Origin of the sequence: Plantactinospora sp. B5E13 (genome assembly GCF_039871775.1) — a bacterium.
Classification (GTDB): Bacteria; Actinomycetota; Actinomycetes; order Mycobacteriales; family Micromonosporaceae; genus Plantactinospora.
The window spans coordinates 24,425-36,632 of record NZ_JBDPLT010000054.1; the positions used below are offsets into that span (position 1 = coordinate 24,425).

Here is a 12,208-nt window from a genome sequence, read left to right on the forward strand (position 1 = left end):
CCAGGCCGACAGTACGGCGAACACGCCCGGTTCGCCCTCGCGAAGCCGGACCCGCAGCTCGGTGCTCCGGCCGTCCGCCGCCGGTCGTACGGTGACCGCCACCCCGGCGCCCAGACTCGCGACAGCTGGGGGAAGCCGGCCGTTCGGTGCCAGCTCCGACGGCGGTCGATCTATCGTGATCGCGTACGACCTGGGTCGTGACCGGCGGCGGGTCAAGATTCCGACGGCTACCGCCGCCACCGTCAGCACACCCCCGGTCAGCCAGGCCATCCAGGTGACCTCCCCACTCGACACCAGTGCCGTCGCCCATCCGGCGGACCAACCTCGCCCGGCCCAGCCGGCCCCACCTGGCACGGCCCTACCCGGTCGAGCCCCACGCAGCCCAGCCGGCTCAGCCCAGCCGGCTCAGCCCAGCCGGCCCTGTCCGGTACACCGCTTGGCCGACGCCGTCCGTTCGAGGCCGGCGGGGTGGTTGTCCGGGCCGTCAGCTTCCGCCGCGACCGAGTGAATCCGGCTCGTCCGCAAGGGGTGAACACCGGCGGGCGGGGTATCCGCCGCCGCAGAGGGCGCGGCGAGCTGCGGAAGGAGGGGCCGTGTCGAGGGAACCACTGCTCAGTGCCAAGTTGGCGGTCGTGCCGACACCCGGCGCGGTGGTACTGCCCCGCCCGCGGCTGTTCCGCCTGCTCGACGCCGGAACGGCCGGCCCGGTGACGCTGGTCTCCGCCTCGGCGGGCTGGGGCAAGACGATGCTGCTCAGCTCCTGGTACCAGGCGCGGAGCGGAGCAGCGGGCCGGTCCGGCGGCGGAGCGGCAGGTCACCGGTCGACCAGCGGGGCGGTGGCTGACCAGCCCAACGGCGGCGCGGACGGCCACGGGACCACCGGTGCCGGCCGGACCCAGCTGGGATGGCTCTCGGTGGAGCCGGGCGACGGGGGAGCGCGACTCTGGACGTACCTCTCCGCCGCACTACGCCCACCGCACAGCGAGGACGTGGGGGACGGCCGGGACGATCGGGGCACCGGGTATGGGCTGCCGCATCTCGCCGAGGAACTCGCCGGACGCGACGTACCGGTCACTCTCGTCCTGGACGACCTGCACCAGGTCGACGACCCCGAGGTGGTCGAGGGACTGGAGTTCCTGCTGCGGCACGCGGCGGGCCGACTGCGCCTGGTGATCGGTTGCCGGACCGATCCCGGGCTCGCTCTGCACCGTTGGCGACTCAGCGGTGAACTGACCGAGATCCGTGCCGCCGACCTGGCGTTCCGCCCGGACGAGGTGGCCGAACTGTTCGCCGCGTACGGCGTACCGCTGTCGGCGGACGAGACTCACGGACTCTGGGGTCGTACCGAGGGATGGGCGGCCGGCCTGCGGTTCGCCGCCCTGGCCCGATCCGGGCACCCCGATCCTGAACGGTTCGTCGAGGAGTTCACCGGAGAGCATCCGGATGTCGCCGGCTATCTGACCGAGGAACTGCTCGCCAGCCTCTCCGTCGAAGCTCGGGAGGCACTGTGCCGGGCGTCCTTGACGACGGCTTTCTCCGCCGACCTGATCAGCGCGTTGGCCGACCCGGCCAGCGACGACCGGGCTGATGGTGGTCGGGCTGATGGTGGTCGGGTCGACGGCGGTCGGCTGCTCGGCGAACTCGACCGGCACGGCGGGTTCGTGGTGCCGCTCGGCGGACGGCCGCCGACGTACCGGATCCATCCGATGGTCGCCCAACTGCTCCGTGCCGAGCTGGCCCGCCGGCCCGCCGCCGAACGCGCCGGACTGCACCGACGGGCGGCGGTCTGGTCCGCCGCGCACGACCTGCCCGGCGAGGCACTCCGGCACGCGCTCGCCGGCGCCGACTGGCGGTACGCCTCGACGATCCTGCTCCGGCACTGGCCGGACCTGATCCCGTACGGGCAGACCGGGCCCGCCCGGACGACTCCGCCACCACCGGCGCCGGAGGTTCTCCGCGCGACTCCCGAACTCGCCCTGGCCTGTGCGGCGGACCGGCTGGACGCCCGGGATCCGGTCTCCACGAGCGGTTACCTGGACCTCGCCGCCGACCTGACCGGCCGGCTCGACGACGAGGCCCGTCGGTACCGCCTGGGCCGGATCGGTGTCGCGCTGCGGCTCGCGTCGGCCCAGGCGACCGGAGACCTCGCCACCGTCGAAGCGGAGACCGCCGGTCTGCTCGACCTGCACCGGATCGACCCCGACCGACCGGGCGGCGCCGGACTCACCGCCGACGACCCGGGTGCCGACCCGAACCGCGTCGCCACGGGTGCCGACCCGAACCGCGTCGCCACGGGTGCCGACCCGGGCCGCGCGGCCACGGGTGACGGCCGGATCGGCGTCGCCACGATCGACGTCCCGGGAGTTGCTCCGGAGCGGTTCGCGCTGGACCGGGCGGAGGTGGCGGTCGCCCGGCTCGTCCGGGCCGGAACCCGGCTCGGCACGGGCGACCTCGACATCGAGGCGGAACTCGTCGACGGACTCGCCGACGCCGAGGCGGCCGGACTGTCCCGGGCCGGGCGGCTCTGCCTGGGTCGGCTGGCCCTGGTCCAGGCCCTACGGGGGGAGTTGCGTGCCGCGGACCAGACGGCGCGGACGGCGATGGCCGGCGGGCCCTTCGGCGTACCGACGCGACCGGCCGACGGCGTGCATGCCCATCTTGCCCAGGCGCTGGTCGCGCTGCAACGGGACCGGACCGACGAGGCGGACCTCAAACTGTCCCTCGCCGCCCGGGCGGCCGAGTACGTCGACGAACCACTGGTTGTCGTACTGCTCGGGTTGCTCCGGTCACGGGTCCTGCGGGACCGGGGCGACCTCGGTCGCGCCCACCAGATGCTGGACGGTGCCCGTCGACAGCTGACCGAGTGGCGACCCGACCTGCGACGCCCAGGAAGCCGCCGGGACTGCCGGCCGGCTCCGGCACACGCCGACGACGGGGTGACGTTCGTCCGCCCCGGTGCTCGGGGAGCTGTCGAACGCCCCGACGGTCGGGCAACAGCAGCGGCAGCGGCAGGGGTGGGGGTGGGGGCACGGGCGGCGGCAGCGGCCGGGCCCGGCGGGGAACGGCTGCTGGCGTACTGGCTGCTGGCCGGTGAGGCCGAGCTGCGTACCGCACACGGTGATCTCGAGTCGGCCCGGAACCTGCTGCTGCCGGCGGTCGAGGCGGGCGTCGAACCGGTGGCGCCGCTGGCGGTCGTGTTGTCCCGGACATACCTGCGCGCAGGTGATCCGCAGGCTGCCCTCCGTACTCTCCCGGACTGGGACGCCGAGACGGCGACCGACTGGCCGTTGGCGCTGCGGCTGGAGGCCGGCCTGCTCGATGCCGGCGCGGCCCGGCTGGCCGGTGACCGTCGTCGGGCCACCCGGGTCCTGGAACGGGTGCTGGAGCTGGCCGAACCCGAAGGCTTCCGGCGGGTCTTCACCCGGGCGGACCCGTCGGTCCGGGAACTGCTCAGCACCCACCTCGACTCCGGTACCGGCTACTGGGCGACGGTGAGCGAGCTGATCGGCGCCAGCGGTACGGTGACCGGCCGGCCGTCCCCGGCGGTGCCGGCGATGGGGGAGCCGCTGACGGATCGGGAGCTGACGGTCCTCCGCTACCTGCAGAGCATCCTGTCCAACGTGGAGATCGCCGCCGAGATGTCCCTGTCGGTCAACACCGTGAAGACCCACGTCCGCAACATCTACCGCAAGCTGGACGCCACCCGGCGCCGCGACGCCGTACGCCGGGCCCGCGAACTCCGCCTGCTCTGAGCCGCCCGCCAGCCGGCGTCAGCCGCCCGCCGCCTTGGTGGTCAGCCGCCCGGTTGGTCAGTCAGCTTGGTTGGTCAGCCGCCTTATCGATCGCGGCCAGCAGGTCGGCAACCGCGTACGAGCCGTCGTGCGGGAAGTCGTTCAGGAAGAAGGTCGGGGTGGCGTTGACCCCACTGCGGATGGCGCCGACGAAGTCACCCCGGATGCGGTCCAGGTAGGCGTGCCCGCCGACCTCCTCGCCGATCTCGTCCGCCGGCAGCCCGAGCTGCTGCATGCCGAGCGAGAGGTGCACCGGGTCGAGCTGGTCCTGGTGCTCGAAGAGCCAGTCGTGCATCTCCCAGAAGCTGCCCCGAGCCGCCGCCGCCTCGGCGACCTCGGCCGCGTCCTCGGCGTACGGGTGCACGTTGACCAGCGGAAAGTGTCGGAAGACCAGCCGGACGGTCTCGGGTCGCTGGCGCAGCACCTCCCCGAGGACGGCGTGCGCCCGGCCGCAGTGCACACACTGGTAGTCGCCGTACTGGACGAGGGTGGCCGGGGCGTCCGCCGGCCCCCGGATGTGGTCGGCCTCGGTGACGGGCACCCGGAGCCGGCTGACCGTGACCTGCAGGGGAGTGCTCACTCATGCTCCTCGTGGCCCCGGCGCGAACAGCGCGGTGTGGTGTCCGGAGGTTCGCACCGGACGGGGTGAGTTGCCCTCACCCGGAGTGGGTGAGCCCGCCGCGGGCCGGCGCGGTCACAGCCGTACCGTGATGTGGTTGTCGACCCGGGTCACCCCCGGGGCTGACCAGGCGACCCGCTCGGCCTCCTCCCGCTCCAGCCAGGACCGGACGGTGCCGACCAGGACCACCACCCCGCCCCGGGTCTGCACACCGATCCCCTCCGCGTCGGTCTCCACGCTGCGGACCAGGGCACTCTGCAGCCGGTCGGAGATCTCGTCGGAGACCGGCGTCTCGTGCGGTCGTACCGAGATGCCGTTGGTCACTCCACGGATCCCGGACAGCCGGCCGACCGCCTGCTCGGCGGCGCGCCGCTGGTACTCCCACTCGACCTCGCCACGAAGCACGATCCAGCCGTTGGCGACGGTGACATCGAGGTCCTGCACCGGTACGAAGGCGTCCCACTCCAGGGCCCGGACCGCGGCGACGGCGAGTTCGGGGTCGGGTCGTTCGACGGAGCTCGGCAGCCGTACCTCGACGTCGTTGGCGACGGACCGGACCCGGGTCACCCGGTGCGCGGCCCGTTCAGCCGACCACTTCTTCGCGTAGTTGTCGACCCAGCCGGTGAGGGTCACCACGCCGTCCCGTACCGACACACCGATCTCGTTGGGCTGCACCCGGGGCTCCCAGGCCAGTTCGGCGAGTACGTCGTGCTGGATCTCCTCGTCGCTGCGGATCGTCGTCCGGGTGGCCATGATCGTTCCTCCCCGTGTCGGGTCCAGGTAGCTGACAGCGCCGGACCGGTCGGCGTCCAGGCCGTGGCGGCGGGCGGTAGGCTGCGCCCCGTCGGTGCCCCTGCCGGCCGCAGCACACCCGTCGACCTCAAGCCTCACGCGCGTGCGGGTGAGACCTCCTCACCCCGTACGGGCGAGCCGAGCACCGGCCGTGTGGCGTGACAGAGCCGACGACCATCAGGGATCATCGATGCGGACATGGCGTCGGCGAGGGTACCGGCCGGAGAGGCGGGGCGAGGAATGACCACGGAGCAGGAGACGGCCGGGGCAGCGTCGGATCGCCCGGGGCTGGACGTGTCGGACGGGCCGGGGGCGGACCCGACCGCCACCGCCTCCACCGGTGGGGCCGGCGGTGCCGCCGACGGAGCCATTGGACAGTCGCTCCCGGCGGGCACCCTCTTCGCCCGTGCCGGCCTCGCGCTGCGGCGGTTGCTGCGCCACGAGTGGACCCTGGCGGTCCTCGGTGGGCTGCTGCTCGCGATCATCCTGACCTGGCCGACCCTGCGCGACCTCACCCGCACCATTCCGCAGGACATCGGCGACCCCACACTGCAGGCCTGGCAGATCGCCTGGGGCGGGCACGCGTTACTGCACGACCCGCTGCAACTGTGGCACTCGAACACGTTCTATCCGGAGCCGTACACCTACGCCTACTCCGACACCCTGCTCGGCTACGCCCCGGCCGGCATGATCGGGGAGGGCCCGGTCGCCGCCGTCGTGCGCTACAACATCCTGTACGTCCTGGTGCACGCGCTCGCCTTCGTCGGAGCGTACGCCCTGGTCCGGCAGCTCGGTGCGGCCCGGATCGGGGCCGCGGTGGCCGGGGTCGCCTTCGCGTACGCCCCGTGGCGGCTCGCCCAGGCCGGCCACCTGCACGTGCTTTCGATCGGCGGCATCGCGCTCGCCCTGGCCATGCTGGCCCGGGGACACGGCTGGTCGCTGCGGGACGGCTACCGACCAGAGCGGGCCCGTCCCGGCTGGGCGTTCGCCGGCTGGTTGGTGGCGGCCTGGCAGATCACCCTCGGCTTCGGCATCGGCCTGCCGTTCGGCTACGTACTGGCGTTGACCTGCCTGGCGGTCGGGGTCGGCTACCTCTGGTCCTGGTGGCGGCGCGGGCGTCGCCCGGTTTTCGGGCGGAAACTGTTCGCCGCCGATCTGGCCGGTGGTGGCGCCTTCCTCGGGATCACCCTCTTCATGGTCATGCCGTACCTGGAGGTGGTGGCCCGGCATCCGGCCGGTCGCCGGACCCTGGAGCAGGTGGAGATGTTCTCCCCGCCGTGGCGCGGTTTCCTGACGGCCCCAGGGGAGAACTGGCTGTGGGGGGAGCGGCACGCTGCCGCCCGGGAGACCCTCTCCTTCGCCGGGGAGATGACGCTGCTGCCCGGGGTGGTGCTGATCGGCCTCGCCTTCGCCGGGCTGTTCTACTCGGCGTGGCGGGTACGGCACCGGGTCCTGCTGGCGCTCGGCGTGCTCGTCACTGTCGTGCTGGCCAGCGGCACCACGTTCGGCGGCGACGGCAGTCCGGGGTACGCCACCCTGGTGCTGCACGTTCCCGGCTGGGACGCGATCCGTACCTCGGGTCGGCTGGTCCTCTGGACCACGCTGCTGCTCGGCATCCTGGCTGCCGGAGCGCTCACCGCGTTGACCCGTCAGACGGAGCCGGCACCGGCGGAGCCGCCGGAGCGGTCGGCGGAGCCGGTAGCGGCGACCGATGGCGCGACGACGGCCGGGCCGGAGGCGTCGACGCCGGCTGGAGCGACGACCGGGTCGACGGTGGCGGCGGCCGGGACCGGCCTGCCGGTGCTGCGTTCGGCGAGCTATCCGGTTGCGTCCGGTGGGGCGGACGAGTCGGCCCGGTCGAGGCGGGACAGCCGGGGCGGTACCCGGCTGGCGGCCCGGCTCGCCGCGCTGGTCCCGCTGGCGTTGGTCGTCCTGGAAGGGGTCAACACGACCCCGCACGCGCCGGTGATTCCACAGCCGGCCGCGATGCACGGGGCGGAGGGGCCGATGCTGGTGCTGCCGGCCAACGGCACGCTCGAGTTCAGCGTGATGCTCTGGTCCACCGACGGATTCCCGCGGATCGTCAACGGGTTGGCCGCCTTCACCCCGGAGTCCCAGGCCCGGACCCATGCGGTGACGACCAGCTTCCCCGACCAGGTCAGCGTCGGTTACCTGCGCGACCTCGGGGTCCGCACCGTTGTGGTGCTACCCGAGTACCTGCCCGGTACGCCCTGGCAGGACGTGCTGCTCCGACCGGTGGACGGGCTCGGTGTCACCCGCGAGGACGTCGGCGGCCACGTGGTCTTCCGGCTGAACTGACCGGGTTGGCCGCGTTCGCGGCTGAACTGACCCGTACCGGCAGGAACCCGGCGCGAGACCCTCGCGCCGGGTTCCTGCCGGTGGTGGTTCGCCCGGCGTCAGCCGGGCCGGTGGGCAGCCGCAGATTCAGTTGGTGCTGTCGAGCCGGACCGGTGAGTTGGGCCGGTCGACGTCCACCAGTTCCAGGCGGTCGGTGGCGGGCAGTTCCCGTTCCGCCCGGGCCAACGCGGCCCGGGTCGCACTGGTGGCGGCCCAGGCGACCGCGGCGCCGACCAGTCCGGCCACGGCGAGCCAGCCCCAGGGCAGGCCCGGACGGCGTCCGGCGAGGGCGTCGTAGGCCCGACTGGCCCGGTGCATCGCCTCGTCGGCGACCGCACCGACCCGGTCCCCGGCCTGTTCGGTGAACTGCGCACCGGACCGGCGCGCCGAACGGGCGGTGTCCCGGGCGGCGTGTCGCACCGACTCGCCGGCCGAGTTGACCGTGCTGGTCAGGTACTCCCACGCCTGGTCGGTGACCCGCTCGGGCTTACGCTGATGTTTCAGCAGATTCGTTCCGAGCATCAGTGCTACCTCCTCGGTTGCCGAACGGAAACGGCCACTTCGGACAGAGGCTCTGTTCGGCGCGGTTGCGGGTTGCTAACTCGGAGGTGCCCCGGTCGCTTTCGTGGCAAACCCGGAATCATGTCCCGGAGTCTGCCTGAATCGAGCCGCTCTCGACGCCGGTACCGCCCAACCGGCCCCGGTCGGGTACCGCCCAACCGGCCCCGGCCCCGGCCGGCGGCCGGTGCGGCCAGGGATTGCGCCGGCGGCAGGTCAGTGGAGCGCAGCGGCAGGTCAGTGGATCAGGACGACCGCAGCGGGCCGGGCGAAATCGTCGTCGCCATCGTCGTCGTCATCACCCGCACCGCCGAACCCGCAGGCCAGCACCAGGGCCAGCAGGGCGCCGACGCCGGCCAGTCCAAGCAACTTCCTCAGCATTCCGGTCCTCTCCGAGCCGGGACCGCCCGGGTCCGCGCCCGCCCGTCTCGGCGAGCCGGGTCTGCGGCGCGGGGCGGTCGGGATCGAATCCTCATGGTAGGTGGTGCGGGACGCGCCCGCAGGGTTCGGCACCGCGGCCGGCGGGCTGGCGGGGCGGTGCTACGGCTCACGAACGCGCGGGCTGCGGCTGGCGGGGGCGGCGCCGCGGCTGACGAGCCGGCAGGCTGGCGGAGCTGGTGGGATCCGGGTCGGGTCCCCGACACAGCGGGCTGGTGACGTCGTACGGCTGTGCGGAGGGCTACGCTGAGGATCGTGCGCACTGGTGTGAATCGGCTCGACCGCCGGAAAATTTGGCGCGGTTTGCCCCGTTACCGGGTAGGTTTGTCGGCTCGTTGAATAGATTGCCCGGCCGGAAGGGTGGCGATCGGGGCCGTAAGAGGAATACTCTCGGTCGCGGCCCGCGTACTGATTAGGCGCCCGGACATGGGCGAGTGGAGGTGCTCGCGTGAGCCTGTCGATCGTCAAGTCGGTCCTGCCCGCTGGAGTTGTGGAGATCGCCCCTCGTGGAGAAATCGACGTCGATACGGCGTACGAGGTCCGGGAGGCGATCGCCGAGGTCCTGACCAAGGGGCAGCCGTCCAGGATCGAGCTCAACATGCGACTGGTCAGCTTCATCGACTCCGTCGGCATCAGCGCCATGGTCGCCGGCTTCCAGACCGCGGAGGTCAGCGGCGTCAAGCTTGTGGTCACCGAGCCGAGTCGGTTCGTCCACCGGCAACTCTGGGTCACCGGGCTTCTCGGCCTGTTCGGCGCGCCGGAGCCCTACTTCGCGGGCTCGGCGTCGGCCGAGGAGGTCAAGGTTCCCGGCGTCTGACCGCGACCCGGGACGCGATCCCGGCCGCGTTCCGGACACTCCCATCCCTCATCCCGGTCCGGCCCGAACCTGTGCCGGACCGGCTCACCCCACCACCCGTACCGGCGGCCCTGTCGGACGGTGACGCGTGCCGTGGTGACCACCACGATGGTCGGCGCCGTTGCCGGGCCGCTGGTCAGCTCGGCACGGCCAGGTCGGAAAGGTCCACATCGGACGTCTCGGTGATCGCCCGGATCGCCGTCACCGAGGCGTAACCCTCGGCCAGCCAGGCCACGTCGGTACCCGGCTCCACCCGCTGGCCGGACTCCTCCAACGCGGTACGGACGAAGCCCCGACCCGCCTCCGCGACGGTCATCTGCACCTGCCCGAAGCCGGCCAGGGAGCCCCGGCGGACCCCGCGTAGCCGTTCGTAGGGCAGGTCCGGACTGTTGACGTTCAGCACGCTGTGTCGCGGCCCGGAGGTCAACCGGGGCAGCAGGTCCAGTGCCACCCGGGCCGCGGTCGCCCAGTGCCGCCGCTCGTCCCGGTCCGGATGGGTGACCGCCATCGCCGCACCGCCGCTGCCCGCGGTCGCCTCGTGCGCGGCCAGTACGTCGAGCGACACCGCCATGCCGTGGCAGCCGTTCGCCGCCGCGGTGAACGCCGCGCCGACCGTGCCCGAGTGGAGCACCGCCCGGCCGGCGTTGGCGCCCCGGTTGACCCCGGAGAGCACCACCGCCGGTGCCGGCCCGAAGGCGCCGTGGATGGCGATCAGGGTGATCAGACCGGGCGAGCCGGCGACCGCGTACGCCTCGATGCCCGGCAGGTCCTCGAGGTGGTGCTCCTCGACCAGCACCCGGCCGTCCCGCTCCACGGCGCTCATCGCCGCACTGGCGCCGCTGGCCTCCTCCCGGGGTGCGGCGATCACCACGTCGTGGCCCCGGGCCGCCGCCGTACGGGCCAGCCAGTGCAGTCCCGGGGCGGCGATGCCGTCGTCGTTCGTGATCAGAACCCGGAGTGTCATGACGTCGTCGTCCGGTGGGCCAGCTCGTCCGGGGTCAGCCGGTCGTGCCGATCGGTGCCCACCGGCGCCAGTCGTACCCGGTCGACGAGGCCGGCGATCGCGTCCGGCCGCCCGGTGCCGAGACCGTGTCGGGTGACGTTCAGGGCACCGGCCGCGGCGCCGGTCCGGACGGCCAGTTCCAGGTCGCCGCCCTGGGCCAGTACCGCGGCGACCCCGGCGGTCATCGAGTCGCCCGCACCGCGGGCGTCGGCGACCTCGAGCCGGGGCATGGCGATCTCGTAGACCTCGCCGTCGATCAGTACCAGGGCAGGTTTCTCGGCCCGGCTGACCACCACCGACTCGGCACCGTTGGCGTGCAGCGCCCGCAGCATCCGGACGAGCTCGTCCTCGCTGTCGTCGGCCGCCCAGCCGTCCCGGAGCAGTTCCTCGTGGCTGACCTTCAGCAGGTGCAGGCCGCTGTCCAGCACGGCGGCCAGGTGCGGACCGGAGAGGTCGGCGACCACCCGGCTGCCGTTGCGTCCCAGGTCGGCGGCGAGCCGGCGGTAGATGTCGGGGGCCACCAGGGCGGGGTGGCCGGGGCCGCTGAGTACGCTGACCGGACTGCCCAGCCCTTCGCCGAGCGCCAGGTTGTAGAGCTCGTCCAGCTCGTGCCGGCTGAGTGGGTGCCCGGGTACGGAGGCGATCTCGTCCCGGCTGCCGTTGCGTCGGTCGTGCACGTACCCGCCGCTGCTGGACTCCCGGTGGATCACCCGAAGATCGACGCCCTCGCTCGCCAGCAGCGGTTCGAGCACCTGGCCGATCTCGCCGCCGAGGCCGGCGCAGAGCACCACGGGAGTGCCGAGGCACTTGATCATGCGGGCCTGCCAGACGCCCTGACCGCCGGGGTGGAGGTGGATCTCGGTCTCGTCCGCCGGTTGGTCGATGGTGACCGTGAGCTGCGGCGCCGGCGCGAAGACCATGACGTGTCCGTTCATGCCCGTTAGATACCCTCTTCGACAGTTTTAATCCATCTGGTGCCTCTGGTGATCCCCGGACATCGTCGACACGGATTGCCCCGCCGCCGCGCGGCCTGGCAGGATCGACGGGTCCCACGATCGATACGTCGGGAGGCGAGCGGTGGCGCGGACAGGCTCGTTCCGGTACACCGCCCGGGCCCGCTGCGAGCTGGCCCACGCCCGGGACCTGCTCGCCGACGTGGAGCGTCAGGCGGTGCTGCACCCGCTGATCGTCCGGGTCCGCCACCGCCACGGTGCACAACCACACCCGGTTGAGCCGGGAACCCGACGGCCAGGTGCGGATCGACGTCGAGATCACCCTCACCGCGCCCACCCCGCTCTTCGGGTACGCGTTTCGCCAGGCCCGGGCCGCGCACCTGGCCCTCGCCGAGCGCCTGCCTGCCGCCCTGCAGGCGTGACGGCGTCCGTCCGCCGCCCTGCGGTCGTAGGGGTTCCGCCCCTGCCTGGTTGCCGAGAAGCGGCGCGGACGGGGTCAGCCGCGCGGGGCGTACATGATGATCGCGACGCCGACCAGGCAGACGGCCGCGCCGACGAGGTCGTAGCGATCCGGTCGGAACCCGTCCAGCAGGACCGCCCAGCCGAGTGAGCCGGCCACGAAGACGCCCCCGTACGCGGCGAGCACCCGGCCGAAGTGCGGATCGGGCTGGAAGGCGGCGACGAAGCCGTACCCGGCCAGGGCGAGCACCCCGGCGGCGGCGAAGAGCAGACCACGCTGCTCGCGTACGCCCTGCCAGACCAGCCAGGCCCCGCCGATCTCGGCGACGGCGGCGAGCAGGAAGAGCAGGAGCGAACGGGTCACGGTCATGCCGGGCATTG

At 73.0% G+C, this 12,208-nt stretch carries 11 protein-coding genes; 4 read left to right on the forward strand and 7 right to left on the reverse strand.

Annotation, left to right across the window (positions count from 1 at the left end):
• Positions 1-593 precede the first annotated feature (593 nt).
• Positions 594-3,752: a LuxR C-terminal-related transcriptional regulator gene (locus tag ABGB05_RS31625; RefSeq protein WP_347657609.1), complete on the forward strand. Its 3,159-nt coding sequence runs from the start codon at positions 594-596 to the stop codon at positions 3,750-3,752.
• Positions 3,753-3,813: 61 nt separating this feature from the next.
• Here the strand turns inward: ABGB05_RS31625 and ABGB05_RS31630 are convergent, their stop codons facing one another.
• Both ABGB05_RS31630 and ABGB05_RS31635 read right to left on the reverse strand, forming a co-directional pair.
• Positions 3,814-4,371 (reverse strand): DsbA family protein, encoded by a 558-nt coding sequence (locus ABGB05_RS31630; protein WP_347657610.1) that lies wholly within the window; start codon positions 4,369-4,371, stop codon positions 3,814-3,816.
• Between the two features lie 114 nt (positions 4,372-4,485).
• Positions 4,486-5,163 (reverse strand): BON domain-containing protein, encoded by a 678-nt coding sequence (locus tag ABGB05_RS31635; RefSeq protein WP_347657611.1) that lies wholly within the window; start codon positions 5,161-5,163, stop codon positions 4,486-4,488.
• Positions 5,164-5,442: 279 nt separating this feature from the next.
• On the opposite strand from ABGB05_RS31635, the gene ABGB05_RS31640 reads away from it, so the two are divergent.
• Entirely contained in the window at positions 5,443-7,521 is a 2,079-nt protein-coding gene (locus tag ABGB05_RS31640) for a hypothetical protein (protein ID WP_347657612.1), read from the forward strand.
• Between the two features lie 126 nt (positions 7,522-7,647).
• Here ABGB05_RS31640 and ABGB05_RS31645 read toward each other — a convergent pair whose 3' ends face one another.
• Both ABGB05_RS31645 and ABGB05_RS31650 read right to left on the reverse strand, forming a co-directional pair.
• Positions 7,648-8,082 carry a hypothetical protein gene (locus ABGB05_RS31645; protein ID WP_347657613.1) on the reverse strand — a complete coding sequence of 145 codons (435 nt, stop codon included), beginning with the start codon at positions 8,080-8,082 and terminating at the stop codon, positions 7,648-7,650.
• Between the two features lie 273 nt (positions 8,083-8,355).
• A complete protein-coding gene (locus ABGB05_RS31650) occupies positions 8,356-8,499 on the reverse strand; it encodes a hypothetical protein (RefSeq protein ID WP_347657614.1) in 144 nt (47 codons plus the stop codon).
• A gap of 505 nt (positions 8,500-9,004) precedes the next feature.
• Between ABGB05_RS31650 and ABGB05_RS31655 the strand changes: the two genes are divergently transcribed.
• Positions 9,005-9,373 carry an STAS domain-containing protein gene (locus tag ABGB05_RS31655; protein WP_347657615.1) on the forward strand — a complete coding sequence of 123 codons (369 nt, stop codon included), beginning with the start codon at positions 9,005-9,007 and terminating at the stop codon, positions 9,371-9,373.
• A 175-nt stretch (positions 9,374-9,548) separates the two neighbouring features.
• On the opposite strand, the gene ABGB05_RS31660 is transcribed toward ABGB05_RS31655, so the two are convergent.
• Both ABGB05_RS31660 and ABGB05_RS31665 read right to left on the reverse strand, forming a co-directional pair.
• Entirely contained in the window at positions 9,549-10,376 is an 828-nt protein-coding gene (locus ABGB05_RS31660; protein WP_347657616.1) for a 5'/3'-nucleotidase SurE, read from the reverse strand.
• Complete coding sequence (locus ABGB05_RS31665; RefSeq protein ID WP_347657617.1) at positions 10,373-11,350, reverse strand: PfkB family carbohydrate kinase; 978 nt, start codon at positions 11,348-11,350, stop codon at positions 10,373-10,375. The genes ABGB05_RS31660 and ABGB05_RS31665 overlap by 4 nt, the downstream gene beginning before the upstream one ends.
• A gap of 293 nt (positions 11,351-11,643) precedes the next feature.
• On the opposite strand from ABGB05_RS31665, the gene ABGB05_RS31670 reads away from it, so the two are divergent.
• On the forward strand, positions 11,644-11,790 hold the full coding sequence (locus ABGB05_RS31670) for a hypothetical protein (protein ID WP_347657618.1): 147 nt from the start codon (positions 11,644-11,646) through the stop codon (positions 11,788-11,790).
• 74 nt (positions 11,791-11,864) lie between these two features.
• Here ABGB05_RS31670 and ABGB05_RS31675 read toward each other — a convergent pair whose 3' ends face one another.
• The gene (locus ABGB05_RS31675; protein ID WP_347657619.1) at positions 11,865-12,197 is read right to left on the reverse strand and encodes a YnfA family protein; all 333 of its coding nucleotides are present in this window, start codon (positions 12,195-12,197) and stop codon (positions 11,865-11,867) included.
• Between the last annotated feature and the right edge of the window lie 11 nt (positions 12,198-12,208).